Genomic DNA, 25,288 nt, shown 5'->3' with positions numbered 1-25,288 from the left:
GGCTTGACGGGTGCCTCTGTGCGCCCATTCATGCGTTCGCGCGCTTTTCTCATCGGAAACGCCGCCACTTTCCCATCACGTCGATGCGGCGCGCGAACACCTGTGTGTGCACGGCGTTTTTCACGCGTTGCGATTGAAAAGCTCATTGAGCTGCTTGCCCGCCACCGCGCCAGTGAAGTCGAAGCGGCCATCGGCCAGCGCCTGAGCGGCGTGCATGAAGCCGCCCCACGCCGCGCGCGCGAGCCCGCCGCCGACGCTGATCCGCCGCACGCCGAGCGCGGCCACGTCCTGCAACGTCAGCGTCGAGGTCGAGCCGATCAGCAGATTGACGGGCTTCGGCGCGACGGCCGCGACCACCGCTTCGATCTGCTCGCGCGTCTGGATGCCGGGCGCATACAGGCAGTCCGCGCCCGCCGCCGCATAGGCCTTCAGACGCGCGATGGCATCGTCGAGATCGGGCTTGCCGGCGAAAAAATTTTCCGCGCGGCCGATCAGCAGCGTATCGCCGCCGTTCTGATCGATCGCACGGCGCGCGGCGCTGAGCCGCTGCACCGCGACGTCGACCGGAAACAGCGGCGCGGCGGGGTTGCCGGTCGAGTCCTCGATCGACAGACCCGCGACGCCCGTCGCCACCGCGAGCGCCACGCTCTCGCCCACTTCTTCCGAATCGCGGCCGAAGCCGTTTTCGAAGTCGGCATTGACCGGCAGATCGGTCGCATCGACGATCGCGCGCAGATGGGGGAGGATCGTTTCGCGCGGCAAGCTGTTATCCGCGTGTCCGGTCGACCACGCAAAACCAGAACTGGTAGTGGCGAGCGCCTTGAAGCCGAGCGTTTGCAGATAACGGGCGCTGCCCACGTCCCATGGATTGGGCAGCACGAAACAGCCAGACGAGTGCAGCGCGCGGAAAGCGGCGCGTTTTTCAGCGGCGGTGCGGGGCATCGCATGTCTCCTGGGAATGAGGAAGCGCGGCTCCCTCGTTGAGGGGAAAACGTCGGGTCAGCTGATGCGTGGGCAAATCGGCATTCACAAGGGGAAAGTCTATGTCCGTATCGAAAGCGCGGCTGATGAAATTGGTGGCGAGTTTCGCGGGCGTTGCGAATAATTCAAAATGCCGACAGCGAAAAGGAGGCGCGACATGAACATCGCGACGCGGATACGGTCGATCCCTGCCGTGTTGGTGCTCACGCTCGTTGGCTGCGCCGCGGGCGGCGGGAACGGCGGCGCGCAAACCCATCTGAGTGCAACGCAATGCCAGGACCTGACCGACCTCAAGAACAAGGCACCGGCCACGCATCAGCGGAACATGAGCGAACTGACAGCGCTGCAGCAAGCAGGCTACCACCCTGAACGACGCTTCGATCCTGACTATCCGGCGAGTCTCGAGCGCGCGCAGCGTCAGGTGAACATCTGGTATCAGACGGAATGCCCGCAGGCACGGTCTGGCTGAATCCGCGGCAGCGTGGGAATTAGCGGTACGTCGTTAGCGCCGCGTATAAGTAGAAAAGCGAGCGCATGCGTTGAAAACATGCGCTCGCTTCATATCGGCTCGAAACGGCGAAAATCGCAAAGACGGAAAAAGCCGCTAACTCACGAATCTTTCCTCGCTGTGGACATTCGCAACACGTTTGCGACTCGTTATTGACCGTCCGGATTGACTACCATCGGATGATGGCCCGATTGCGACGATCCGCCCATCGGCGACCCGTAACCCGAGGTATTGGCTTGTCCGTTCCCTTTCATCGCGGCGACACGCGCCTCGGCCGCCTGAATGTCCGCGGGATACTGGGCGTCGAGCGAGATGGCCGGGTTATAGCCATTCTGTTCGAGTTGCTGCACTTCCGCTTTGACTTCGGCTCGCGTGACCGGCTGTTCCGATTGTGCGAACGACGCGACCGGCGCAGCAGCGATCACGGCCGTAAGCGCAACTGCCTGGATAAGCGATTTCATGATGTTTCCCTCCGTAGTTGTGTATCCGGCGCCGCAGGGATGCCGGCGCCATAAAAACAGTCTAGAAGGGTGCGTACTTCGGGAAAACCACTAGTCGACTAATTCAGTATTGCAGAGAACGGCTAGTCGGCGAACTGTAATCTGGCCGTCGCGGTGTTCGTAAAACACCGGAAAAGCCGCCCGCAAATGCAGTCACACACCTTCGCGTACATCGACGCGGTAAGTCGTGACCTGGCGGTAGGTATCGCCGGGTCGCACGATCACTTCGTCGTGGCCGGCCATATTGACCTCGTTCGGAAAACCGCCCGCCTCGAGGCACAAGCCGGCGTGCCGTTGATAGCGAACGCCCCCGCGTCCCGGGTTGCCGTTCAACGCGTTGCCCGTGTAAAACTGCAAGCCCCGCTGATCGGTCGCGACGGTCAGTTCGCGTCCGCTGCCTGGATCGTATGCGCAGGCAACTTCGCGCAGCGGCAGCGCGTGGCCATCGTCGCCGTTTATCGCGTCTGCCGGCGCCTCGCGCAGCACGTAGCAATGATCGAAGCCGCCAGCGCGCGCGAGTTGCGAGTGCGGCCAGTCGAGCCGTCCGCCGATCGGCGCGCTCTGCCGGAAGTCGAATGCGTTGCCCGCGACGTCGGCGAGCTTGCACGGAATCATCGTCGCGTCGACTTCGAAAAAGCGCTCGGCGTCGATCGACAGCACGTGGCCGCGAATGTCGGTGCCCGCGCGCCCGGTCAGGTTGAAGTACGGATGGCTGGTCAGATTGAGCGGCGTCGGCGCGTCGGTGATCGCTTCGTAGCCGATCGTCAGCGTGCCGTTGTCGTCGAGCGAATAGCGCACCTGCACCGTCACGTTGCCCGGGAAACCGGCGTCGCCTTCGGGCGACTCCAGGCGCATCAGCAACGCGCCGTCGTCCTCGGCGACGTCCCACAACGCGCGATGAAAACCAACCGTGCCGCCATGCAGCAGGTTCGGACCTTCGTTGCGATCCAGCGTGTACTCGATGCCGTCGAGCGCAAAGCGCGCGCCCGCAATGCGATTCGCCCAGCGGCCGATCAGTCCGCCCATGTAGGTCGAGGCCGCCACGTATTCGGCGGGCGTGTCGTGGCCGAGCAGAATATCGCCGAGACGTCCGGCGCGATCCGGCGCGTGCCACGAAACCAGCGTCGCACCGAGGTCGCTGATGGCGACTTTCATGCCGTGTGCGTTACGCAGCGTATAGAGCCGGACTCGATCGCCGCCCTGCAGCGTGCCCCATGGTTCGGAAGAGAGTTGTGCGATGCTGATCATGTGGTCAGTGCGAAGAAAAAATAGAAAAGCATGCTCAGCCAGTGGTTTTCGTCTTCGGGCCCACGCGCTCCTGGTATTCGCGCGGCGTGCAGCCGAGTTCGCGGCGAAATACCGCGTACATGTATTGCAGCGACGTGAAGCCGCAACGAATCGCGACTTCCGCGCTCGACGCATCGCGTTTCGCCAGCAGCGACTTCGCGACGTCGAGCTTGTGGCGCAGGATCTCCTGATGCACGGTGCATTGCCGCTCGCGCCGGAAATACTCTTCGAGCGACGAACGCGAAACGCCCACATAGTCGGCCACCTGCTCGGTGCGGATGCCTTGGCACGCGTACTGGCGGATGAAATGGCGCGCGCGCATCACGTACGGACTCGCGAGCGGCTGATGCCGCGTCGATTCGAGCACGTTGATGCCGACCGGCGGCACCAGAATGCGGCGCCCCGGAAAGCGCGCGCCGTGCAGCATCTGATGCAGGATGTGCGCGGCGGTACGGCCCATTTCCTCAGTGCCCTGAATCACCGACGACAGCGGAATGCGCGTCAGCGTGCGCGTGAGCGGATCGTTGTCGATGCCGATGATCGCGACTTCCTCGGGCACCGGAATGCCCGCGATCAGACAGGCCTGGAGCAAATGCCGTGCACGCGCGTCGGTCACCGCGATGATGCCGACCGGCTTGGGCAGTTGCCGCAGCCACGTGGTCAGCTGTTCGATCGCCTGGTTCCAGGACGGCGCGCTCGTCGACAGACCGCGATAGATTTCGCTATCGATCTGCGCCGCGCTGTGTCCGTCCGCGCTGCGCAGATGCGCGAAGGCGAGTTCGCGCTGTTGCGCCCAACGGTTTTCCTGCGCCTGCGGCAGGCTGTACAGCGCGAAGTTTTCGAGGCCAGCGCCGATCAGATGCGTGTACGCGAGCGACACGAGCTTGCTGTTGTCGGTCGCAATATAGGGTAAATCCGAGGGGTACTGCGTCGGATCCTCGTACGACGAACCGACCGCGACCACCGGCAGCGGGCAGTCGCGCAGGGCTTCGCCGACGGCGGGATCGTCGAAGTCCGCGATGATGCCGTCGCCGTCGAAGCGCTGGATACCGGCGAGCCGGCAGCGGAAGTCCTCTTCGAGGAAGAGATCCCATGCGACGCGGGTCGACAGCAGGTAGTTGCCGATACCCGTGATGATCTCGCGATCGTAGACCTTGTTCGCGTTGAACAGCAGCGCGATCCGATGGGTTGTCTGAGGTGCTTGTGGACGGGTCATGGCGGTGTGCGGCGTGCGGACGATGGACCACGCGCCTTTGTCTCCATTGTGTCGGGTGCCTGGGGCAACTCCGTTTTTAAGCGTCTGGCTATTCTAGGCGTCGAATCGCGCGCCGGCAGTAAACAAACGCGCCGGCGGTAAGAAACATCAAGCGCGCTGCGAAATTTCGCAATTGCCGGCACATCGTGCAAGCGGCAGCATGGCGTCACCTCGTCGGCCTGCACGGCCAAACCGCGCGGGTCGCGGTGAAGAATGCAAAGAAAACCTTTCATGGGACCCGAGTAGTCGCTTTGCGGCAACTCGGGCCAACTGGAGACGCCGATGTCCTACTTCGAACACATTCCCGAGATTCGTTACGAAGGCCCGCAATCGGACAACCCGCTCGCGTACCGTCACTACGACAAAACCAGGAAGGTACTCGGCAAGACGCTCGAGGAGCATCTGCGTATCGCCGTGTGCTATTGGCACTCGTTCGTCTGGCCTGGCGTCGATATCTTCGGCCAGGGCACGTTCCGGCGGCCGTGGCAGCAACCCGGCGACGCAATGGAGCGGGCGCTTCAGAAAGCCGACGCCGCGTTCGAATTCTTCTCGAAGCTCGGCACACCCTACTACACATTCCACGATACCGACGTCGCGCCCGAAGGCGCGAGCGTGAAGGAATACAGCGAGAACTTCCTGCGCGTGTCCGACTACCTCGCGCGCAAGCAGCAGGATACCGGTGTCAAGCTGCTATGGGGCACCGCGAATCTGTTTTCGCACCCGCGTTACGCGGCCGGCGCCGCGACCAATCCGAATCCGGAGGTGTTCGCCTTTGCGGCGACCCAGGTGCGTCATGCGCTCGACGCGACGCTGCGCCTCGGCGGTGAGAACTACGTGTTGTGGGGCGGACGTGAAGGCTACGACACGCTGCTGAACACCGACCTCGTGCGCGAGCGCGAGCAGTTCGCGCGCTTCCTGCACATGGTGGTCGAGCACAAGCACCAGATCGGTTTCAAGGGCACCCTGCTGATCGAGCCGAAGCCGCAGGAGCCGACCAAGCATCAATACGACTACGACGTCGCAACCGTGCATGGCTTCCTGCTGCAGCACGGTCTCGACAAAGAGATCCGCGTCAACATCGAGGCCAATCATGCGACGCTCGCGGGCCACTCGTTCCATCACGAAATTGCGACCGCGTTTGCGCTCGGCATCTTCGGCAGCATCGATGCGAATCGTGGCGATCCGCAAAACGGTTGGGATACCGACCAATTCCCCAACAGCGTCGAGGAACTGACGCTGGCCTTCTACGAGATTCTGCGCCACGGCGGCTTCACGACCGGCGGCATGAACTTCGATGCGAAATTGCGGCGCCAGAGTGTCGATCCCGAAGACCTGTTCTATGGCCACATCGGCGCGATCGACAACCTCGCGCTCGGCCTCGAACGCGCGGCGGTGCTGGTCGAAAACGAGCGCCTCGAACAGTTCAAGCGGCAACGCTACGCGGGTTGGGATGGCGAGTTCGGCCGCAAGATCCTGTCCGGCGAGTATTCGCTGTCGACGCTCGCGGAGGACACGCTGGCGCGCGATCTGAATCCGCGGCATGTGAGCGGGCAGCAGGAACACATGGAAAACATCGTAAATCAGGCGATTTATAGCGGACGTTGAATCAAGATCGCGCGGCCACGTGGACCGCGCGCACCAGCAAGCTGTGGGTTGTCGCTTGTCCGAGTCTGCGGCTCGCAGCGCAGACCGAAACGTCCGGTATTCCGGCGATCACTAACGAAGGAGACAAAAATGAAGTTCGCAATGCGTCGTAACGTACTGAGCTCGCTGCTGTGCGGCGCGGTACTCGCCAGCCTGTCGCTCGCCGCGCCGCTCGCGCACGCCAGCAAGGATCATCCGGAAATCGGCTTCTGCATCGACGATCTGCGCGTCGAGCGCTGGTCGCGCGATCGCGACTATTTCGTCGCCGCGGCGGAAAAGCTCGGCGCGAAGGTGTCCGTGCAATCGGCCGATGCGAGCGAAGAGCGTCAGATCTCGCAGATCGAAAACCTGATCTCGCGTGGCGTCGACGTAATCGTGATCGTGCCGTTCAACTCGAAGACGCTCGGCAACGTGGTGGCCGAAGCACGCAAAGCGGGCATCAAGGTCGTGTCGTATGACCGCCTGATCCTCGACGCCGATATCGACGCCTACATCTCGTTCGACAACGAGAAGGTCGGCGAAATGCAGGCGCAGGGCGTCTACGACGTGCGGCCGAAGGGCAACTACTTCCTGCTCGGCGGCGCACCGACCGACAACAACGCGAAGATGCTGCGCCAGGGGCAGTTGAAGGTGCTGCAACCGGCGATCGACAAGGGTGACATCAAGGTCGTCGGCCAGCAGTGGGTGCCGGAGTGGAGCGCATCGACCGCGCTGCGCATCATGGAAGACGCACTGACCGCGAACAACAACAAGATCGACGCAGTCGTCGCGTCGAACGACGGCACCGCTGGCGGCGCAATCCAGGCGCTCGCGGCGCAAGGCCTCGCGGGCAAGGTACCTATCTCGGGTCAGGATGCCGACCTCGCGGCTGTGAAGCGCGTGGCTGCCGGCACGCAGACGATGACGGTCTACAAACCGCTGAAGCTGATCGCGGGCGAAGCGGCGAAGCTGTCGGTCGCGCTGGCGAAGGGTGACAAGCCGGCGTTCAACGCGCAGTACGACAACGGCAAGAAGAAGGTCGAGACGGTGCTGCTGCAGCCGACCAAGCTGACGAAGGCGAACCTCGACACCGTCGTGAAGGACGGCTTTTACACGCAAGAGCAACTCGCGAGCAAATAACACTGAGACGGGTGTGATGTGAACGCCACGCTCCCGGGCCGTCGCGCCCGGGAGCGTGCTCGAACATCGGCCCAACTTGCAGCGAGGCATAGCGAATGACGCAACCTCTTCTGACGATGCGCGGCATCGTCAAAGCTTTTTCCGGCGTGAAGGCGCTCGATGGCATCGATCTGACCGTATCGCCGGGCGAATGCGTGGGCCTGTGCGGCGAAAACGGCGCGGGCAAATCGACGCTGATGAAGGTATTGTCCGGCGTGTATCCGCATGGAACCTGGGATGGCGAAATAACCTGGGAAGGCGAGACGCTGAAGGCCGCGAGCGTACGCGACACCGAACGCGCGGGCATCATCATCATCCACCAGGAACTGATGCTCGTGCCGGAGCTGTCGGTCGCGGAAAACATCTTTCTCGGCAACGAAATCACACTGCCGGGCGGCCGCATGAATTACGCGGCGATGTATCAGCGCGCCGACGAACTGCTGCGCGAACTCGGCATCAGCGGCATCAACGCCGCGCAGCCCGTGATGAACTACGGCGGCGGCCATCAACAGCTGATCGAAATCGCGAAGGCGCTGAACAAGCGCGCGAAGCTGCTGATTCTCGACGAACCGTCGTCGTCGCTGACCGCCTCGGAAATCGCGATTCTGCTCGACATCGTGCGCGATCTGAAACGGCGCGGCATTGCCTGCGTGTATATCTCGCACAAGCTCGACGAAGTCGCGGCAGTCTGCGACACGATCAGCGTGATCCGCGACGGCCGCCATGTCGCGACCGAGCCGATGCACGCGCTGACGACCGAGCGGATCATCGCGCTGATGGTCGGCCGCGAGATCAAGAATCTGTTTCCGCGCGAGCCGCATCCGATCGGCGACGTGATCTTCGAAGCCCGCAACGTCACCTGTTTCGACGTGACGAATCCACGCCGCAAGCGCGTGGACGACGTGTCGTTCTCGTTGCGACGCGGCGAGATTCTCGGCGTCGCCGGGCTCGTCGGCGCGGGCCGAACCGAGCTGATGCAGGCGATCTTCGGCGCGTATGCGGGCATCAGCGAGGCACATGTCGTGCTCGACGGCAAGCCGCTGAAGATCCGCGCGCCGATCGACGCGATTCGCGCCGGCATCGCGATGGTGCCCGAGGACCGCAAACGCCACGGCATCGTGCCGGGCATGAGCGTCGGCCATAACATCACGCTTGCGGTATTGCAGCGTTTCGCGTCGGGCGGACGCATCGATTCCGCAGCCGAACTCGACACGATTCATACGGAAATGAAGCGGCTTTCCGTGCGCGCGGCGAATCCGATGCTATCGATTGCAAGTCTGTCGGGCGGCAATCAGCAGAAGGCCGTGCTCACGCGCATGCTGCTGACCAACCCGACCGTGCTGATCCTCGACGAACCGACACGGGGCGTCGATGTCGGCGCCAAGTACGAGATCTACAAGCTGATCTTCCAGCTGGCACAGCGCGGCATGTCGATCGTGATGGTGTCGTCCGAATTGCCGGAAGTGCTCGGCATCAGCGACCGTGTGCTGGTGATCGGCGAAGGCGAGTTGCGCGGCGACTTCGTCAACGACGGTCTCACGCAGGAAGACATTCTCGGCGCCGCGATCCGCCCCGTGCATCTATCTACGAACTCAACCGCAGCGAGTGCCGCATGACTCCCGACGTAACTTCCCAACGCACCGACAACGCCGCGCCGCGAGACCCATTCGGCGGCTCGCAACGGCTCCAGCAACTGTTCGCGCGCTACAAGATTCTCGCGCTGCTGATTGCCGTGGCCGTGATCTGGATTTTCTTTTCGGCGCTTACGCACGGCGCGTTCGTCACGCCGCGCAACCTGTCGAATCTGCTGCGGCAGATGTCGATTACCGGCATGCTGGCGTGCGGCATGGTGTTCGTGATCATCGCCGGTGAAATCGACCTGTCTGTCGGCTCACTCCTCGGCTTGCTCGGCGGCGTCGCGGCGATTCTCGACGTGAACCGGCACTGGCCGATCGGCGTGACCATTCCGGTCGTGCTGCTGCTCGGCATCGTGGTCGGCTTGTTCAACGGCTGGTGGTCGACGTATCGGCGCGTGCCGTCGTTTATCGTCGGGCTCGGCGGCATGCTCGCATATCGCGGCATTCTGCTCGGCATTACCGGCGGCTCGACGATCGCGCCGGTGTCGGACAGCTTCGTGTTCGTCGGGCAGGGCTATCTGCCGCGGCTCGCCGGCGACACGCTCGCCGTCGTGCTGTTCGTGCTGCTGGCCTTCCTGACGATCCGCCAGCGCGCCAACCGGCAGCGTTATCAGCTGCGCGTCGTGCCGTTCTGGCAGGACGTCGCGAAGGTGGTCGGCGCGGGCGCGATTCTCGCCGGCTTCGTCGCGATGCTCGACAACTACGGCGGCATTCCGGTGCCGGTGTTGCTGCTGCTCGCGCTGCTCGGCATCTTCACGTGGATCGCGACGCAGACCGTGTTCGGACGCCGCATCTACGCGGTCGGCTCGAACCTCGAAGCGACGCGGCTCTCGGGTGTCAACACCGACCGCGTGAAGCTTGCGATCTTCGCGCTGATGGGGCTGATGTGCGCGTTCGCCGGCATCGTCAACACGGCGCGGCTCGCGGCCGGTTCGCCGTCGGCCGGCTCGATGGGCGAGCTCGATGCGATCGCCGCGTGCTTCATCGGCGGCACGTCGATGCGCGGCGGCTCCGGCACCGTGTACGGCGCGCTGATCGGCGCGCTGGTGATGGCGAGCCTCGACAACGGCATGTCGATGCTCGACGTCGACGCATACTGGCAGATGATCGTGAAGGGCGGCATCCTCGTGCTGGCCGTATGGATCGATGTAGTCTCGGGTTCGAACCGCCGTTGATCCGGTCGCATGATCGCCTGATTGAATCAAAGCGCAAGGTTCGTGGTGTGCCAGCGGTTTTAATCGCGCTCGCACACCGCGGCCCGCGCGACAGCAGTTAATGAAACACCCCACGACTTTCCCCCACCGCTATCAGTCCCCGCCTTTCCACGCCGCACGGCCGCTCCAGGTTCACGCGCGCAATTAAGTCTCACGCACGCCGATTCGTCTTATTACTATTCGCAGTCAAAGACGGGTGCATCGGCGCTGTCGCCGCTTTCCTACCATCGAGCCAGCCGAGCGAGTCATGCCATGTTGACGCGCAGAACCTTTCTGCTTGGCGGCGCCAGTGCGTTGGGCGGGCTGCTGGTCGGCTGGGGCGTGCTGCCGCCGCGCCAGCGCCTGATGACGTCGACGCCGCTGCCGACGCAAGGCACGCAGGTCGCGCTGAACGGCTGGGTCAAGATCGACACCGATAACCGTGTGACGATCATCGTGCCGAAGGCCGAGATGGGGCAGGGCATCCATACGGGGCTTGCGATGCTGCTCGCCGAAGAGCTCGACGCCGACTGGTCGCAGGTGCACGTCGAAGAGGCGCCGATCGACCGGATCTACAACGCGGTGCAGAGCATCGTCGACGATCTGCCGTTTCGCCCGGACGACGACAGCTATATCCGGCGCGGCACCGTGTGGATTACGAGCAAGGCGGTGCGTGAGATCGGCACGATGATGACGGGCGGCTCGTCGAGCATGAACGATCTCTGGACGCCGATGCGCGAGGCCGGCGCGTCGGCGCGCGTGATGCTGATCGGGGCGGCGGCCGAGCGCTGGGACGTGCCGGTCCGCGAATGCCGCGCGGAACAGGGCTACGTGCTGCATCCGCGGGGACATAAGGCGACGTTCGGCGAGTTGTCGTCGGTGGCCTCAGGCCAGCCGCTGCCGCGCAGCGTGGTCCTGAAGCAGGCCGCCGACTTCAAGCTGATCGGCCAGCCCGTACGGCGCCTCGAAGCCGCGTCGAAAATCGACGGCGCGGCGCGCTTCGGCATCGACGTGCTGCCGAACGGCCTGGTCTATGCGAGCGTCGTGATGTGCCCGACGCTCGGCGGCACGGTCGCGCATTTCGACGCGACGCCCGCGCAAAAGATGCCGGGCTTCATCAAGGCGCTCGCCGTGCGGCCGTATGCGGGCGGCACCGGCGGCGTAGCCGTGATCGCGGACAATGCGTTTCACGCGATGAACGCGGTCGAGGCGATCAACGTGAGCTGGCATCACGGCGAAGCCGCGAAGCTGTCGAGCACGGAGGTGGATCGCCACCTCGTCGACGCGCTCGACCATACGGACGGTCACGTGTATTACGTCATCGGCAACGTCGACAACGCGATGAGCCGCGCGGCGCGCAAGATCGAAGCGGTCTATCACGCGCCCTACCTCGCGCATGGCGCGGTCGAGCCGCTGAACTGCACGGTGCAGGTCGCCGACGGCGCGGCGACCGTCTGGGTATCGACGCAAATGCCGCGGCTCGCGCGGCACCATGCGGCGAAAGTGCTCGACCTCGACGTCGATCTCGTCGATGTGCAGACGCAGTTGTTGGGCGGCGCGTTCGGCCGGCGCCTCGAACTCGATTTCGTCGCGCAGGCCGCGGCGATCGCGCGCGAGGCCGATGGCCGTCCGGTGCAGACCATCTGGTCGCGCCAGCAGGATTTCACGCACGACTTCTACCGGCCCGCGTGCGCGGCATGGCTGCAGGCCGGCTTCGACGAACAGGGCAAGCTGGTCGCGTGGCACGCGAAGTCGGCGGGCCAGGCGATCGTGCCGGATGCGCTCGCGCGCTACTACGGCATGCCCCGCATTCCGATCGACAAGACCACCTGCGAAGGCGCGTTCGATCAACCGTACGAGTGGCCGGCCGCGCGCGTGTCGCACAAGATCGTCGAATTGCCGGTGCCGATCGGCTTCTGGCGCTCGGTCGGCCACTCGCATCAGGCCTTCTTCACCGAGAGCTTCACCGACGAAGCCGCCGCCGCGGCCGGCCAGGACCCGATCGCGTTTCGCGCGATGCTGCTCGCCCAGCATCCGCGTCATCTCGCGGTCCTGAAGCGTGTCGAGAAGTTATCGGACTGGGGACGTCCGCTCGAACCCGCCGCCGATGGCGCGCGCTGCGCCCGTGGCGTCGCGTTGCACGAGGCATTCGGCAGCGTCGTGGCGCAGGTCGCGGAGGTGTCGATCGGGGCCAACCGGCAGATTCGCGTGCATCGCGTGGTGTGCGTGATCGATTGCGGCTTACCGGTGAACCCGAACCTGATCCGTCAGCAGATGGAAGGCGGCATCGTGTTTGGGCTGTCGAGCGCGTTGCAGAACGAGATCACGATCGTCAACGGCCAGGTGCAGCAGAAGAACTTCGTGGACTTTCCGGTCGTGCGGATGAATGTGTGCCCGGCGATCGAAGTCGACATCATGCCGAGCCAACTGCATCCGCAAGGTGTCGGCGAGCCGGGCGTGCCGCCGATCGCGCCGGCGGTGGGCAATGCGGTGTTCGCGCTGACGGGGCAGCGTTTGCGGGCTCTGCCGTTGCGGCTTGCATGACGGACGGCGGACAGGCAACAGCTTGCGATGCAGCGTGGCGACTCAGGAGGCAGGCATGGCGGTACTGAACATCAACGGACGCAGGGTGCTGGTCAATGCCGACCCGGACATGCCGCTGCTATGGGTACTGCGCTGCGATCTCGGCATGACCGGCACCAAGTTCGGCTGCGGCGTGGGCATCTGCGGCGCATGCACGATCAATCTCGATGATGCCGCGTGCCTCGCTTGCCAGACGCCGATGTCGAGCCTGCATACGCAGAAGATCACGACGATCGAGGGTTTGCAGGGACGCGAGGCGCAGGCGCTGAGGACCGCGTGGCTCGAACTCGATGTGGTGCAGTGCGGTTATTGCCAGAGCGCGCAATTGATGGCGGCTTGCGCGTTGCTGAAACACAAGCCCGATCCGACCGATGCCGACATCGACGAGGCGATGTCGCCGGTGGTGTGCCGTTGCGGCACGTATCCGCGGGTGCGGGCGGCGATACATCAGGCGGCGGCGAAGGCGCGCAAGAGCTGAGCCGCTCTTGCGGAGCGCCGCCCGCCCAACTCAACGCGCAAACATTTCGACTACCGTCACCACCGCGGTGAAGATACCGATGCATCCGCCCAACGTGACTACGCCCTGCATGAATGGCGACATACGAGACCCCGTAGTTGAAGTGGTGTCACGTATTTAACCGAAAGGGAAAGCAAAAAGAAAGCTTGTAAAAAATAAATCGTAAGACGGCCGATCAAGGCGCTTTCGCAGTCGCGGCGCCCGACGCTCCCGACTTCACGCTCGGCTTGCCCGCCACAGGTGTTGCCTGCAACTGCGGCCGCGTTTCTCCCGGTGTGCTTTGCCCGCCGACCTCCCACCCGCCGCCCAGCGACAGGAACAGATTGACCTGATCGACCGCCACCTGCCCTTCCGCCGCCGCGAGCTGCGACTTCGCGGACGTCAGCGTGCGCGTCGCGTCGAGGTCGGCGATGAACGACTCGCGTCCCGCGCGATACAGCCGATGCGTTTCATCCGCCGATTGCGCGGCCGACTTCAGCGCCGCGCGCAGCGCTTCAGCGCGTGCGTAATCGGACGCGTAGGTTGCGAGGTTGGTCTCGGTTTCACGCAGAGCGCCCAGCACCACGCCGTCGAACTTCGCGAGCGCGGCCTGGCTCGACGCTTCGGCTTCACGGACCCGCTGCCGCGCGCCATTGGCCGGGAAGTTCCAGCTGATCAGCGGACCGAAGCCCCAACGCGCTGTCGGCTGGGTGGGAATGTCTTCCAGAATGCCGGTGAAGCCCGCCGACGCGCCGATGCTGATACTCGGGTAAAGCGCGCCGGTCGCGACGCCGATGCGCGCCGTCGACGCCGCGAGCTGACGCTCGGCTTCGTGCACATCCGGGCGCCGCCGCAGCAGCCCGGCGCCGTCGCCGATCGGAATCGGCTGGTGGATTTGCGGCAGCCGGTCGCACGCGAGCACGGCCGGCGGCAACTGGGACGGTGACTGCGCCAGCAGCATTGCGAGCCGGTATTGCGCGATCTTGCGGCGCGCGGTGTAGCGCGGAATGTCTGCCGTCAGCGTCTCGACCTGGGTCTGGCCGCTCGTGACCGCGGTCTGGTTGCCGCGGCCCGCGTCGCGCAGACGGCGCGACAGATCCACGCGCTGCTTCTGCAACGCGAGCGATTGCTGCGCGATGTGCAATTCCTCCGCCGCCGAGCATTGTTCGACGTACGAGCGCACCACGTCCGCAACGACGGTGATGCGCGCGAGGTCGCCCGCGGCTTCCACCGCCTCGGTGTCCGCCGCCGCCGCTTCGACACCGCGGCGCAGCTTGCCGAACAGATCGATTTCGTACGAGACGTTGATGCCCATGTCGCCCAGATTGGCGACCGGCAGTTTCTCGAACAGCAGGAATTGCTCGGCCGATTCCTGCGCGCGCTGGATCGCCACCGACGCGTTGCCCGAGAAGCCGCCCTGCGCCTGCGCCACGCCCAGCGCTTCGCGCGAGCGCGCGAGATTCGCGGCCGCGACGCGCAGGTCGGTATTCGATTTCAACGCCTGTTCGACCAGACCGTTCAGCACCGGATCGTCGTATAGCTTCCACCAGACGGTCGGCGTATTGAGGTTCGACGTCAGCGTGGGATCGGCGCCCTCGATCGCTCCGGTGGCGAGCGGCGCATTGACGAGCGCCTGTTTCGGCAGCGTGTAGTTCGGCCCGACATTGATGCAGCCGTTCAGCGCGAAGGTGAGCGGCAATAACGGCAGCAGTGGCAGCAGCGGCAAGCGCGGCGCCAGCGAGGACAAGGTACGCACGAACTTCATTGCGACGCGCCCGACGGTGCGGTGGCCGTTGCCCCGGCCGACCCGGAGCCCACCGACGAACCCGGCGCCACCGGCGCAGCCGAAGCGGCGACCGAGCCAGATGCGCCGCCCGTGCCCGACACGGCTCGGGTCCTGACCGGCGACAGGTCACGCACCGACACCGTCGCGGTCCGCCCCGCGATCAGGCGAAAATCGGCGGGCACTTCATCGAGCGCGACGCGTACCGGAATGCGCTGCGCGAGCCGCACCCAGCTGAACGCCGGGTTCACGTTCGGCAGCAGATTGGCGCTTTGCGTGCGGTCGCGGTCTTCGATGCCGGCGACGATGCTCTGCACGTGCCCGCGCAGCGGCTTCGGCTCGCCCATCACGATGATGTCGACCGGCTGGCCGATGTCGATGCCGCGCAGCTTGGTCTCCTCGAAGTAGCCGTCGACGCGGAACGAATGCATGTCGACCACCGCGACCACCGCGCGGCCCGCCGCGACGAATTCGCCAGCGCGCGGCGCGCGGTCGTTCAGATAGCCGTCGACCGGGCTTTTGATCGTCGAACGTTCGAGGTTCAGCTTCGCGGTGTCGATCGCGACGTTCGCATCGGCAAGCGCGGCTTCGCCCGCGTCGACGCGCGAACGGCTTTCTTCGAGCACTTCGGCGGCCACGAGATTGCCGAGCTGACGGTTGCGCGCGTATTCGCGGCGCGCCTGATCGAGCGTCGCGCGGCGCTGCTGCGCGGTTGCCTCGGCCTGACGCAAAGCGAGCGTGTAGCGCGCCTGATCGATTCTGAACAGCACCTGGCCCTGCTTGACCTGCTGGTTGTCCATGACCTCGACCGACGAAATCAGTCCCGACACGTCGGGGGCGACCTGGATCACGTCGGCGCGTACGTGGCCGTCGCGGGTCCACGGCGCGAACAAGTAGTAGTTGACGAGTTTCCACAGCACCAATGCCGCGACCACCACGACGATCAGGGTCAGCAGGATCTGACCGACGGAGAACCAGGTTTTTTTCACGTTATTAGTCTGTGCGAAACGACGACGACAAGGCCCAGCACCAGCACATAGATGCCGAGATCGAAGACGGAGCGATGCCAGACGAAGCGGTAAAACCCGGCGTAATCGAGCACGGTGCGAATGCCGAGGTTGATCAGATACGCGATCAACATCAGGACCAGCACGGACGGTACGAACACGCCGAAGATATCGATTTCACCGATCATCGCGGGAACTGGGAAAAGGGGGGGCGGGGCGCGCCAGCGGGTACGAGCGGTGGCGCAAGAATGGGTACATCACGCGGCGGCCTCCGGTTCGGTCGGCGTTGGTTTCGTGAGGGTCGCCGGAAACAGCGAAAGACGCAAGCCGACCAGCGCGTGCAGCGCATCGCGCAACTGGCGCGCCGAGGTCGGCGAGGTCTCGGTCGGCGCCGCGGCGTTGGCGAGCCCCTGCGCGGTGACGCGCGCGACGGCCACGTCGATCAACGACATCAGGCTGTCCGGTACCGGCTCGCGGTGGCGTCGAGCGACGCAGCTCTCGTAGTATGTACGCACTCCATCGAGCACATGCTCGATCGCGCCGGCCGCTTCGCCGCCGAGCTTGCGTGTGAGGCGGCGCAGATCGAGCGCGTTGAACGCGATGCGCAGGTCGCGGAAGCTCTCGATCGATGGATGGCGGTAATCGTCGGTGGCCGCGAGGCGCGGGATCAATTGCATCAACCGGTCGAGCATGCGCGCGGCGAGGTTGCGCGGATCTTCGATCGGCCGCGTGGATGCGGTCAGCGCGACGTCGGCCCAGCTCGAGCGCAACAGGCGCGCCGCGGCGAGCTCGGCGCCGAACGGGCGCGTCACGCGGGTCCACAGATAGGCGTAGAGCAGGCCGGAAAGGCCCGCGAGGTTGGCGTTCAGGAACGTCAGGAAGTTCGCGTCGTAAGCGTCCTGAATGCTGATGAAGGTGGCCGTGTTCACCGCGACCAGCACCGTCACCATGTTGAACTGCGGGCGTGGAATCAGCGTGCCGACCAGAATGAACGGCGCGGCGAACAGGATCACCAGCATCGCGAAGTCGTGCACCTGCGGCAGCACGACGAACAGATAGAGGCCCGCGGCCACGACGGCGACGCCCGTCGCGACGAAGAAGCGGAACACGAACGGCGCGGGCTCGTCGAGCGCGGCGAAGAAGCAGCAGGCCACTGCCGCCAGCGTGACCGCGCTCGCGCCGTCGTTCCAGCCCGAGCCGATCCACAGCGCGCACGCGAGCACCACGGCCGCGCCCGCCGACAGCGACGCGAACAGCATCATGCCGCGATCGTAGAAGCGCTCGGTGCCGCCGAGCCGCCAGTGACGGAAATGCGGCCGCCACGAACCTTCCTCGCGCGTGATGATGATGCGCAGCGAGCGGCAGTCCTGCCACACGTCGATCACTTGCCCCAGGCGCCACAGCGCATTCGACAGCAGCGCGCCGTCCCAATGCGCGAGCGCGGCGGCGGGCGGGCGCATCGCGGCGATGCGCGCGCGCAGCGCGTTGGCGGTTTCGTCCGCGTGATAGCCCTCGCTCGGCTCGGGCAGCGGTTGGTCGAACCACTTGATGACGTCGTCGATCAGCGTCTGCAGCCCTTCGGGCCAGTGTTGCGGGCCGTTGTTGTAAAGCGCGAGAAGCGGATCGGCGAGCGACGACATGATAGGCAGCAGCAACTGCATGCGGCCTCGTAGTTCATGCGCGCGCGCGAGCACGTCGGGCCGCGTGTGATCGTAGGCGAGCTGGCTCAGCAGCAGTTCCAGACCGTTGATCGTGCTCGCGAGCCGTTGCCGCGCGCCGGAAATCGCCGAGCTTGCGATACGGCCCGATAGCGTTTCGGTCGCGTAGAACGCGGCGTCGCGAAACCATGCGTCGGTGCGCTCGATGATCGTCGGCGCGAGCCGGCTCGGAAACACCGCGCTGCCGACGATGCTCGCGCAGACGATGCCGACAAGGATCTCGAGGGTCCGGCTCACGGCGAGATCGAAGACGCCGGTCGGATTCGTCACCGATGGCAGCGCGATGATCGGCATCGTATAGGCGGCCAGCATGAACACGTAGCTGCGAGCGGTGCGGTCCGATACCGCGAGGTACAGCATCGTGCCGGTCCACGCTGCGACGATCACGCTGAACAGGTACGGCGATTCGACGAACGGCGGCACCAGCAGCACCGCGCCCGACGCGCCGAGCACCGTGCCCAGCGCACGATAGATCGCCTTCGAGCGGGTCGCGCCGACGAACGGGTTCGACACGATGTAGACGGTGGCCATCGCCCAGTACGGCCGCGGCAGTTGGAACGCGAGGCCGATGTAGAGCGCGAGCATGGCCGCGGCGAACGTCTTGACGGAGAACAGCCAGTCGCGGAGAGTGGGATAGACCATAAGCCGTTACGCGGAATCGGCGTTGTGCGGCGCGTTGGCTCGCGCGCCGCGCCTGGTGGACTTGCGCGCCTTGACGGTGCCGCGTGATTTGCCGGCCGGTTTGGCCGCGCTTTTGCCGCTCGTCCGTTTGACCTTGCTGGCAAGCGCCTCGCCTTTGGCCGGCTCGGGCTCGCCGCCGCCGCCTGGTTCGGCACGTGCGGCGGCATCGGTCGTGAATGCGGCGAGCACGCGCAGCGCAGCTTCGAGATCGTCGCGCGATACACCTTTGAGCGCCTGCGCGCGCAGCGTGACGAGCTCTTCTTCCATCTTCGCGGTGACGGCCCGGCCTTCGTCGGTCAGGACGACGGTCTTCGCGCGGCGGTCTTCGGGGTCTTCGTCACGGCGCATCAGGCCGGCCGCGCACAACTGGTCGAGCAGCCGCACGAGCGATGGCCCCTCGATGCCGATGTGATCGGCGAGCGTGACCTGACGCACCGCCGAGCCGAGCCGGCTTGCGGTCAGAAGCGGCGTCGCGCACGCTTCGGAGACGTTGAAGGCCGCGAGGACACCATGACTCGTGCGCCGCCACTTTCTGGCGGCGAGGACCAGCGTGCTGCTGACGGTGCGGCGCAAGGCATCGAGACTCGACATGGCCGGTATTGTATTTCCAAAATATTCGTTAGCAAACTATTGATTTTGGAATTCGTGGCCGAACCGGAGCAGTCTGCGGTGCGAATCACGCAACCAGCCCGATCCGCACCGTGCGCGCCAGATCGTCGAGCTGGAACGGCTTGCGCAGGATCGTGCAATGCTTGACTGCGAGATCGGAAATGTTCACGTCCGCATAACCGGTCGCGAGGATCACCGGAAGATCGGCACGCAGCTTGCGAGCCGCGGCGATCACGTCGATGCCGTTCATGCCCGGCATCGCGAAGTCGACCATCAGCAGATCGGGATGATCGTCGACGAGGCGGTCGAGGCCCGCCTGGCCGTCGGCGGCCTCGGTCACCGTATAGCCGAGCATGCGCAACGATTCAACGAGCATCGCGCGCACCTCATTGTCGTCCTCGACCACGAGCACGTGCTTGTCGCCGGCTGCGTTCGCTTCCGCGTCGGACTCCGCTTTGTTGTGCGCGACCACCCGCTCGCGCATCGGCAGCCAGATCTGCACCGTGGTGCCGGTGCCTTCTTCGCTGAAGATGCGCGCGGTGCCGCCCGCCTGCCTCGCGATGCCATACACCTGGCTCAGGCCGAGCCCCGTTCCCTTGCCGACAGGCTTGGTCGTGAAGAACGGATCGAACACGCGCGACAGGACGTCGGGCGGAATGCCTTCTCCGGTATCGGTGACTTCGATCACGACGTAGCGGCCTTGCTTCAGCGTCTGGTCGGGCGCATCGCGCAGGGCCACGTGAATGTCGAGGCGGCCGCCATCCGGCATCGCGTCGCGAGCGTTGATCGCGAGATTGAGCACCGCGAGCTCGAGCTGATTCGCGTCGGCCCGGGTCCACATTTCATTACGCTCGAAGTCGTTGCTATAGCGGATGCTGGAGCCGAGCGACACCGCGATGATGTCGCGCATGCCTTGCAGCAGCGCGACCACGTCGATCGCTTTCAGATTCGGGTTGCTGTTGCGCGAGAAGGTCAGCAGCTGGCCGGTCAGCTTCGCGCCGCGCTCGGTTGCACGCTTGACGGTGGCGGCCATGCCGCGCAGGCGTTCGTCGCCGCTCACGCGCGCGATCAGTTCCGCGTTCACCATGATCACGTTCAGCAGATTGTTGAAGTCGTGCGCGATGCCGCCAGTCAGCTGGCCGAGCGCCTCCATTTTCTGCGATTGCACGAGCACGGCCTGCACCTTCGCGCGTTCGTGGATCTCGGCCATCAGCCGGTCGTTGGCTGACGCGAGTTCGTGCGTGCGCGCGGCGATGCGGCTTTCCAGCGAATCGTTCAGCTGCTCCAGCGCGTCCTGTGCCTCGATGCGCTCGGCAAGGAGCCGTCGCGATTCATATTGCCGCCCGCGGGCGCGCAACGATGACGCGACCGCGCGCCGCAAGGTTTCCGAATTGAGCGGACGTTCGAGCACGACGACGTTGCCGAGCCGTTCGAGCACTTCGAGCCCGCGCGTCGAGCGATGGCCGATGCTGCGCGCGGCGAGCAGGATGAACGGGAAGTCGGACCATGCGGGCTGGCGTTCGAGCCACGCAAAGAGGCCCGAGCCGTGGCCGTTCGCGAGCGCTTCCTCGGTGAGCAGCGCGGTGCCCGCGCCGGCGTCGAGCTCGCTGGTGAGCGCGTCGGCGTCGTCGCAGGTCACGCAGGCGCGTGCGTCGTTGTGCAGCACAGCGGCGATCACTTCGGCGTCGCGGCCGAACGGTGCGAGGATGAGGACGCGCTGCTCCATCGCTTACTGTCTCGACGTGTCGATCAGATTCGCCGCACCGAGCATCGCGGTGCTGCCGCGATACGAGGGCAGGCCCGACAGCACGCCCTCGAAGTCACGCAGCGCTTCGCCGACCTCGACGCCTTTGGTGCCGAGTCGGAACTGGCGGATCGTGCGTTCATGATCGTTCGCGCGGCTCTTGACGGCGGTTACCGCGGTCAGCACTTCGCCGTGATGCTCGAAGTAGCGGAACAGCACGACCACGTCGCTCAGATAGCTGATGTCGACCTCGGTCTGCACCTCGCCGATGATGCCGTGCTGCCCGAGCACGAGCATCGTGACCACGCCCTGCTGATTCAGATAGCCGAGCAACTCGTGCATGTGCAGCAGCAGGAAACGCTCGCCGGGTATCGCCTGCAGATAGGCGTTCAGGCTGTCGACCCCGACATAGCGCACACCTTCGTTTTCGACCGCGTTGCGCACGTCGCTCGACAGCTCGCCCGGCGAAATTTCCGCGGGATCGATCTGGCGCAGCGTCAGCAGGCCGCTGTCGACATGCGTTGCGAGATCCATGCCGAGCGTCGCGCAGCGCGTCACCAGGGTGCTGAGCGTTTCGTCGAACACGTAGTACGCGCAGCGCTCGCCGCGTTCGAGCGCGGCCAGCAGGCACGACACGACGGTGGTGGTTTTGCCGACCCCCGACGGGCCGATGATCAGCGAATTGGTGCCGGGAACGAGGCCGCCGCCGAGCAGCGCGTCGAGGCCGGGCGTGCCGGTGCTCATCGGGCTCGTGCCGAATTCGCGGTGATGCTCGGCGGCGACGAGGCGCGGATAGACGCGCAGTCCGCCGGTGTTCAGCGTGACGTCGTGATAGCCCTCGCGGAACTTGATGCCGCGCATCTTCGCGATGCGCAGACGCCGGCGGTTGCCGCCGTAATCCTGGGCAATGTTGTCGAGGCTGATCACGCCGTGCACGATGCTGTGAAGCTGAATGCCAGAGGCGCTGGCCGACGTGTCGTCGAGCAGCAGCACCGTGCATGCGCGCGTCGAGAAATGGTGCTTGAGCGCGAGAATCTGCCGACGGTAGCGCAACGGGTTCTCCGCCAGCAGACGCAGTTCTGACAGGCTGTCGAGCACGACGCGCGCGGGTCTCAGTTCGTCGACGTGTTCGATCACGTTGCGCACGCTTTCGCCGAGTTCGACTTCGGCCGGGTGCAGCACGCTCTGTTCGTATTGCGGTTCGAGCCCTTCTTCGGGCAGCTGTTCGAGTATCTTGAAGCGGCTCAGATCCCAGCCGTGGCTCGCGCCGATCGCGAGCAGTTCGGCACGCGTTTCGGACAGCGTGACGTAAAGACCGGTCTGCCCTTCGTCGAGGCCCTTGAGTAAGAATTGCAATGCCAGGGTCGTTTTGCCCGTGCCTGGCGCACCCTCTACGAGGTACATGCGGTTCGGCGTAAGACCACCGCCGAGGATGTCGTCGATTCCTGCGATGCCCGACGATAAGCGGGCGGGGCTGGGGGCGGCGGTGGTAGTCGACATGATGGTTGAAATGACGTCGGCAGTGGCTTTGTTCGGAAGCGGCGTGATGTTGCGGCCGATATGGCGCCATGCAATTTGTGTGCCGTCCTGCGCCGCCTGCCTGCTGGGTGTTCGCGCGCATGGGCATGAAGCGTGCTGTTGAGGGTGGCTCGCTGCGAGCTTTTTCAGCAGCCCTCTAGAAGCTTCACGCGCAACATGAAAACCTATCGACTCTCCGCTATCACGCTTACCGCGGCATCGCTCGTTGCGCTGCTGCCGGTCGGCGCATCCGCCGACGACAGCCCCAGACCTTGCGGCGCGCTCAAACGGATCGTCGCCGCGGCGCCGGACGGCTTCACCTCGCTGACGCCCGACGACGGCAAAGGCGTCGCGCAACCTTATGGCGACGACGCGCAATGTTCAGCCGCGCATCGTAGTTTCCGGTGCACTTGGACACCGCATCAGGCGGCGGGCTCGAACGGGGATGCATTGGAAGCGGTCGCGGCCGACATCGCGTCGTGCCTGCCCGATGCAACGCACGATCAGAATTCGCCGGGACGTCAGCACTTTTATCTCGGCGCGAAGGATCGACGCACCGAAATCACGCTGACTCCCGAGGGGGCGAACCGGTTGCGGCTGGTGGTATCGGGCAGGTAAGCGACGGTTCCGTTCAGGCGGTGGCAGACGGCCACCATGACCAGCCGCGTCGCGAGTGGTGCAATTCGACGACCGACAGCGGCGTGATCTCGATGCGAGAGAACACGGTTGGCGATGCGCCGAGGGCATGCACGATTGCCGCTCGAAGAAGCGTTGCGTGGGTGATCGCGACGATGGTGCGACCGTGTGCAGAGGCCGCGAAGCCTGCTTCGTTGACCGCGTTGCATGAACGTACGTCTGCCTGTTGCGCGTCGAGCCACTCTCCGACCCGCCGCACAAGTCGATCGAACGATTCACCCCCGGGCGGTGCCGCGTCGGGCTCGCGCGTCCAGGCGGCGAGTTCGCGGGGGGCTTCGTCGGCAATGTCCGCGAGGCGCTGGCCGCGCCATTTGCCATAGTCGATATCCGCCAATGCGTCGGCAGGCGTGGCGCTCAGACCGAGCGCGGCGACCGTTTCGCGGGCGCTGGCGGCGGGGCTGGTGAATACGGTGGCGTCGGCGGGAAGCGCGAGACGGGCGCGCGCCGCTTCGGCTTCGGCGCGGCCGCGCGCGTCGAGCGGATCGTCGGCGGGGAAGCGGCCCGCGCGCTGCGCGGCCGTTGCCGCATGGCTCACCAGTAATAGTCGCGTATCCATTCTTTGCGTTAGCGCCTCATTCGCACTTGCCTGCGTGGCTTGACGGGCTCGCGGCGTGCGTTGCGCGTTGCGGCGTGCCCTCGCCGTCGCGGAAGCCGCAGTTTAGCGCGTAGAATACCGACACTGCGAAGCACGGAAGCCGGTGAGAGCCCGGCGCGGTCGCGCCACTGTAATCGGCCTTGCAATCCACAAGAGCCGAAAGCCAGACCTGAGCTTCGCACCATTCCTCTGCAATCGACTATCGGGGCGCGTTACCCCAGGAGATGTCCATCATGACCAAAGCTGTTTTCGATCGCGCCGCGCAACCGGCGGTCCAGCCCACTCCCATTCCCTTGCGTGAACTGCTGCCGTGGGTCGTGTTCGGCGGCTTGCTGCTGTTGTTCGCGCTTTACTTCGTTGGTGCGGAACAGGGTGCGACGTCGCTCGTGCCTGGCATGTACGTGCATGAGTTCGTGCACGACGGCCGCCATCTGCTTGGCTTTCCCTGCCACTAACGGAGTTCGACATGGTAGGTAAATTGTTGGTGCGCGGGATGCTCGCGGGCATCGTCGCGGGCTTGCTCACGTTCGCGTTCGCGCGAATCGTCGGTGAACCACAGGTCGATCAGGCGATTTCATTCGAAGAGAAAGCGGCCGCCGCGCGCGGCGAGGCGCCCGAGCCCGAAATCGTGAGCCGTGAGACGCAGGCTGGCCTCGGCCTGCTGACTGGCGTGGTCACATATGGCGCGGCATTCGGCGGTCTGTTCTCGCTGGTGTTTGCTTATGCGTATGGACGCGCGGGTTCGTTGAGCGTGCGCGCGCTGTCCGCGTGGCTCGCGCTTGGCGCGTTCATCGCCATCGTGGTCGTGCCGAATATCAAGTATCCGGCCAATCCGCCGTCGGTCGGTGACCCGGACACGATCGGCGCGCGCACGGGCCTATTCTTTCTGATGATCGCGATTTCTCTCGCGACGATGGTGTTTTCGCTGAAGGTGCGGCGCCGCGCGGCGGCGAAGCTGGGTGCATGGAACGGCTCGATCGTCGCGGGGCTCCTATTCGTCGCGATCATCGCGGCCGTACAACTGTCGATGCCGGTCATCAATGAAGTGCCGGCCACGTTCCCGGCCGTGCTGCTGTGGAAGTTCCGCGTTGCGGCGATCGGCATGCAGGTGGTCATGTGGACGACGATCGGGCTGTTGTTCGGCGCGATGGTCGAGCGCAGTGCTTTTATGCGTACGAATGCGCGGGTGACGATGAAGTCCGCCTGAATAGGACGGTGACGCGTGGCCGCGCAAGCGGCGACGCTTCGCGCGCAACGCGCGAGAATGGTTTTGGATCAAGTACTTGGCGCGGTTGTGGAGCGGTTATCCACAGCCTTGCGAACATTTTCTGTGGAAAAGCTGCTTAACGGCTTTTCGCACCTTCACTCGACGCGGCGCCTATGGGAATCCTATTGGACGCCTAACTAATTCATGTTGTACGCGGCACTGCTCAATTTTTAAGCTCTTCAACTTTTTAAAATAATTTGTGAGAAGGGTATTGACGCGGCGCGGACCGCTCTCCATAATCTCGTTTCTCTGCTGCAGACGCAGCGACGCAAACGAAGCGGTGCCGGGTGGTGGTTCAGGTGCTGCGGGTTGGGCGGATCGATCTTTAAAAACTAACAGCCGATAAGTGTGGGCGCTTGATGCGGAATGCGGCGGCGGATCCGTATGGATCTGCTGCAAGGCAAAAGTATCAGAAGCCTCACACAGTA

Annotated in this window: 23 protein-coding genes and 1 riboswitch; of the genes, 10 read left to right on the top strand and 13 right to left on the bottom strand. The window is 64.8% G+C overall.

Going from position 1 to position 25,288, the window contains the following annotated elements; all coding sequences use genetic code 11:
- Positions 1–120: 120 nt before the first annotated feature.
- Complete coding sequence (locus AB3X86_RS07255; RefSeq protein WP_368595433.1) at positions 121–942, bottom strand: oxaloacetate decarboxylase; 822 nt, start codon at positions 940–942, stop codon at positions 121–123.
- Between the two features lie 196 nt (positions 943–1,138).
- Between AB3X86_RS07255 and AB3X86_RS07250 the strand changes: the two genes are divergently transcribed.
- Positions 1,139–1,450, top strand: a complete 312-nt coding sequence (locus tag AB3X86_RS07250; protein WP_368595432.1) for a hypothetical protein — start codon at positions 1,139–1,141, stop codon at positions 1,448–1,450.
- 188 nt (positions 1,451–1,638) lie between these two features.
- Here AB3X86_RS07250 and AB3X86_RS07245 read toward each other — a convergent pair whose 3' ends face one another.
- The 3 genes from AB3X86_RS07245 to AB3X86_RS07235 form a co-directional block, all read right to left on the bottom strand.
- Positions 1,639–1,950: a DUF4148 domain-containing protein gene (locus AB3X86_RS07245; RefSeq protein WP_176378933.1), complete on the bottom strand. Its 312-nt coding sequence runs from the start codon at positions 1,948–1,950 to the stop codon at positions 1,639–1,641.
- A gap of 192 nt (positions 1,951–2,142) precedes the next feature.
- A complete protein-coding gene (locus tag AB3X86_RS07240) occupies positions 2,143–3,237 on the bottom strand; it encodes an aldose epimerase family protein (protein WP_368595431.1) in 1,095 nt (364 codons plus the stop codon).
- Between the two features lie 34 nt (positions 3,238–3,271).
- A complete protein-coding gene (locus tag AB3X86_RS07235; protein WP_176107252.1) occupies positions 3,272–4,492 on the bottom strand; it encodes a DNA-binding transcriptional regulator in 1,221 nt (406 codons plus the stop codon).
- A 321-nt stretch (positions 4,493–4,813) separates the two neighbouring features.
- Between AB3X86_RS07235 and xylA the strand changes: the two genes are divergently transcribed.
- The 6 genes from xylA (at position 4,814) to AB3X86_RS07205 (ending at position 13,224) form a co-directional block, all read left to right on the top strand.
- Complete coding sequence (gene xylA, locus AB3X86_RS07230) at positions 4,814–6,136, top strand: xylose isomerase (RefSeq protein ID WP_368595430.1); 1,323 nt, start codon at positions 4,814–4,816, stop codon at positions 6,134–6,136.
- Positions 6,137–6,265: 129 nt separating this feature from the next.
- Complete coding sequence (gene xylF / locus AB3X86_RS07225; protein WP_368595429.1) at positions 6,266–7,294, top strand: D-xylose ABC transporter substrate-binding protein; 1,029 nt, start codon at positions 6,266–6,268, stop codon at positions 7,292–7,294.
- 95 nt (positions 7,295–7,389) lie between these two features.
- Positions 7,390–8,949, top strand: coding sequence for a D-xylose ABC transporter ATP-binding protein (gene xylG, locus AB3X86_RS07220; protein WP_176107255.1), 1,560 nt, complete (start codon positions 7,390–7,392; stop codon positions 8,947–8,949).
- Positions 8,946–10,145: a sugar ABC transporter permease gene (locus AB3X86_RS07215; protein WP_368595428.1), complete on the top strand. Its 1,200-nt coding sequence runs from the start codon at positions 8,946–8,948 to the stop codon at positions 10,143–10,145. Before xylG ends, AB3X86_RS07215 begins: the two co-directional genes overlap by 4 nt.
- Positions 10,146–10,436: 291 nt before the next feature.
- Positions 10,437–12,707, top strand: a complete 2,271-nt coding sequence (locus tag AB3X86_RS07210; RefSeq protein ID WP_368595427.1) for a molybdopterin cofactor-binding domain-containing protein — start codon at positions 10,437–10,439, stop codon at positions 12,705–12,707.
- 55 nt (positions 12,708–12,762) lie between these two features.
- Positions 12,763–13,224, top strand: coding sequence for a (2Fe-2S)-binding protein (locus AB3X86_RS07205; protein WP_368595426.1), 462 nt, complete (start codon positions 12,763–12,765; stop codon positions 13,222–13,224).
- Positions 13,225–13,438: 214 nt separating this feature from the next.
- Here AB3X86_RS07205 and AB3X86_RS07200 read toward each other — a convergent pair whose 3' ends face one another.
- The 7 genes from AB3X86_RS07200 to AB3X86_RS07170 form a co-directional block, all read right to left on the bottom strand.
- Positions 13,439–15,007 (bottom strand): efflux transporter outer membrane subunit, encoded by a 1,569-nt coding sequence (locus AB3X86_RS07200; RefSeq protein WP_368595425.1) that lies wholly within the window; start codon positions 15,005–15,007, stop codon positions 13,439–13,441.
- On the bottom strand, positions 15,004–16,014 hold the full coding sequence (locus AB3X86_RS07195) for an efflux RND transporter periplasmic adaptor subunit (protein ID WP_368595424.1): 1,011 nt from the start codon (positions 16,012–16,014) through the stop codon (positions 15,004–15,006). The genes AB3X86_RS07200 and AB3X86_RS07195 overlap by 4 nt, the downstream gene beginning before the upstream one ends.
- Positions 16,011–16,220: a DUF1656 domain-containing protein gene (locus tag AB3X86_RS07190; RefSeq protein ID WP_176123222.1), complete on the bottom strand. Its 210-nt coding sequence runs from the start codon at positions 16,218–16,220 to the stop codon at positions 16,011–16,013. Before AB3X86_RS07190 ends, AB3X86_RS07195 begins: the two co-directional genes overlap by 4 nt.
- 69 nt (positions 16,221–16,289) lie before the next feature.
- Positions 16,290–18,392, bottom strand: a complete 2,103-nt coding sequence (locus AB3X86_RS07185; RefSeq protein ID WP_368595423.1) for an FUSC family protein — start codon at positions 18,390–18,392, stop codon at positions 16,290–16,292.
- 6 nt (positions 18,393–18,398) lie between these two features.
- On the bottom strand, positions 18,399–19,022 hold the full coding sequence (locus AB3X86_RS07180) for a MarR family winged helix-turn-helix transcriptional regulator (protein ID WP_368595422.1): 624 nt from the start codon (positions 19,020–19,022) through the stop codon (positions 18,399–18,401).
- An 85-nt stretch (positions 19,023–19,107) separates the two neighbouring features.
- Complete coding sequence (locus tag AB3X86_RS07175; RefSeq protein WP_368595421.1) at positions 19,108–20,766, bottom strand: ATP-binding protein; 1,659 nt, start codon at positions 20,764–20,766, stop codon at positions 19,108–19,110.
- Between the two features lie 3 nt (positions 20,767–20,769).
- Complete coding sequence (locus tag AB3X86_RS07170; protein ID WP_368595420.1) at positions 20,770–22,284, bottom strand: ATPase domain-containing protein; 1,515 nt, start codon at positions 22,282–22,284, stop codon at positions 20,770–20,772.
- Positions 22,285–22,479: 195 nt separating this feature from the next.
- Here AB3X86_RS07170 and AB3X86_RS07165 point away from each other — a divergent pair, with 195 nt between their 5' ends.
- Positions 22,480–22,920 carry a hypothetical protein gene (locus tag AB3X86_RS07165; protein ID WP_176378946.1) on the top strand — a complete coding sequence of 147 codons (441 nt, stop codon included), beginning with the start codon at positions 22,480–22,482 and terminating at the stop codon, positions 22,918–22,920.
- Positions 22,921–22,933: 13 nt separating this feature from the next.
- On the opposite strand, the gene AB3X86_RS07160 is transcribed toward AB3X86_RS07165, so the two are convergent.
- Positions 22,934–23,554, bottom strand: coding sequence for a histidine phosphatase family protein (locus AB3X86_RS07160; RefSeq protein ID WP_368595419.1), 621 nt, complete (start codon positions 23,552–23,554; stop codon positions 22,934–22,936).
- A 76-nt stretch (positions 23,555–23,630) separates the two neighbouring features.
- A riboswitch (cobalamin riboswitch) is annotated at positions 23,631–23,786 on the top strand.
- Between the two features lie 40 nt (positions 23,787–23,826).
- On the opposite strand from AB3X86_RS07160, the gene AB3X86_RS07155 reads away from it, so the two are divergent.
- Both AB3X86_RS07155 and AB3X86_RS07150 read left to right on the top strand, forming a co-directional pair.
- Complete coding sequence (locus tag AB3X86_RS07155; RefSeq protein WP_176378948.1) at positions 23,827–24,048, top strand: CbtB-domain containing protein; 222 nt, start codon at positions 23,827–23,829, stop codon at positions 24,046–24,048.
- Between the two features lie 11 nt (positions 24,049–24,059).
- Positions 24,060–24,800 (top strand): CbtA family protein, encoded by a 741-nt coding sequence (locus AB3X86_RS07150; protein ID WP_368595418.1) that lies wholly within the window; start codon positions 24,060–24,062, stop codon positions 24,798–24,800.
- 171 nt (positions 24,801–24,971) lie between these two features.
- Here AB3X86_RS07150 and AB3X86_RS07145 read toward each other — a convergent pair.
- On the bottom strand, positions 24,972–25,288 hold a 317-nt coding region (locus AB3X86_RS07145; protein ID WP_368595417.1), incomplete at its 5' end, for a hypothetical protein.

It is taken from the genome of Paraburkholderia sp. BR14374 (assembly GCF_040948685.1).
GTDB lineage: Bacteria > Pseudomonadota > Gammaproteobacteria > Burkholderiales > Burkholderiaceae > Paraburkholderia > Paraburkholderia youngii.
Note: the sequence above shows the minus strand (reverse complement) of the source record. Positions and strands in the feature narration are given on the sequence as shown.

What these genes read in the sequence shown, in the direction of transcription:
- AB3X86_RS07240 (WP_368595431.1), bottom strand. Translation starts at nt 3,237, where the DNA reads ATGATCAGCATCGCACAACTCTCTTCCGAACCATGGGGCACGCTGCAG.
- AB3X86_RS07255 (WP_368595433.1), bottom strand. Translation starts at nt 942, where the DNA reads ATGCCCCGCACCGCCGCTGAAAAACGCGCCGCTTTCCGCGCGCTGCAC.
- AB3X86_RS07210 (WP_368595427.1), top strand. Translation starts at nt 10,437, where the DNA reads ATGTTGACGCGCAGAACCTTTCTGCTTGGCGGCGCCAGTGCGTTGGGC.
- AB3X86_RS07160 (WP_368595419.1), bottom strand. Translation starts at nt 23,554, where the DNA reads ATGGATACGCGACTATTACTGGTGAGCCATGCGGCAACGGCCGCGCAG.
- AB3X86_RS07170 (WP_368595420.1), bottom strand. Translation starts at nt 22,284, where the DNA reads ATGTCGACTACCACCGCCGCCCCCAGCCCCGCCCGCTTATCGTCGGGC.
- AB3X86_RS07190 (WP_176123222.1), bottom strand. Translation starts at nt 16,220, where the DNA reads ATGATCGGTGAAATCGATATCTTCGGCGTGTTCGTACCGTCCGTGCTG.
- AB3X86_RS07150 (WP_368595418.1), top strand. Translation starts at nt 24,060, where the DNA reads ATGGTAGGTAAATTGTTGGTGCGCGGGATGCTCGCGGGCATCGTCGCG.
- AB3X86_RS07245 (WP_176378933.1), bottom strand. Translation starts at nt 1,950, where the DNA reads ATGAAATCGCTTATCCAGGCAGTTGCGCTTACGGCCGTGATCGCTGCT.
- AB3X86_RS07205 (WP_368595426.1), top strand. Translation starts at nt 12,763, where the DNA reads ATGGCGGTACTGAACATCAACGGACGCAGGGTGCTGGTCAATGCCGAC.
- AB3X86_RS07200 (WP_368595425.1), bottom strand. Translation starts at nt 15,007, where the DNA reads ATGAAGTTCGTGCGTACCTTGTCCTCGCTGGCGCCGCGCTTGCCGCTG.
- xylA (WP_368595430.1), top strand. Translation starts at nt 4,814, where the DNA reads ATGTCCTACTTCGAACACATTCCCGAGATTCGTTACGAAGGCCCGCAA.
- AB3X86_RS07215 (WP_368595428.1), top strand. Translation starts at nt 8,946, where the DNA reads ATGACTCCCGACGTAACTTCCCAACGCACCGACAACGCCGCGCCGCGA.
- xylG (WP_176107255.1), top strand. Translation starts at nt 7,390, where the DNA reads ATGACGCAACCTCTTCTGACGATGCGCGGCATCGTCAAAGCTTTTTCC.
- AB3X86_RS07175 (WP_368595421.1), bottom strand. Translation starts at nt 20,766, where the DNA reads ATGGAGCAGCGCGTCCTCATCCTCGCACCGTTCGGCCGCGACGCCGAA.
- AB3X86_RS07155 (WP_176378948.1), top strand. Translation starts at nt 23,827, where the DNA reads ATGACCAAAGCTGTTTTCGATCGCGCCGCGCAACCGGCGGTCCAGCCC.
- xylF (WP_368595429.1), top strand. Translation starts at nt 6,266, where the DNA reads ATGAAGTTCGCAATGCGTCGTAACGTACTGAGCTCGCTGCTGTGCGGC.
- AB3X86_RS07185 (WP_368595423.1), bottom strand. Translation starts at nt 18,392, where the DNA reads ATGGTCTATCCCACTCTCCGCGACTGGCTGTTCTCCGTCAAGACGTTC.
- AB3X86_RS07235 (WP_176107252.1), bottom strand. Translation starts at nt 4,492, where the DNA reads ATGACCCGTCCACAAGCACCTCAGACAACCCATCGGATCGCGCTGCTG.
- AB3X86_RS07250 (WP_368595432.1), top strand. Translation starts at nt 1,139, where the DNA reads ATGAACATCGCGACGCGGATACGGTCGATCCCTGCCGTGTTGGTGCTC.
- AB3X86_RS07180 (WP_368595422.1), bottom strand. Translation starts at nt 19,022, where the DNA reads ATGTCGAGTCTCGATGCCTTGCGCCGCACCGTCAGCAGCACGCTGGTC.
- AB3X86_RS07165 (WP_176378946.1), top strand. Translation starts at nt 22,480, where the DNA reads ATGAAAACCTATCGACTCTCCGCTATCACGCTTACCGCGGCATCGCTC.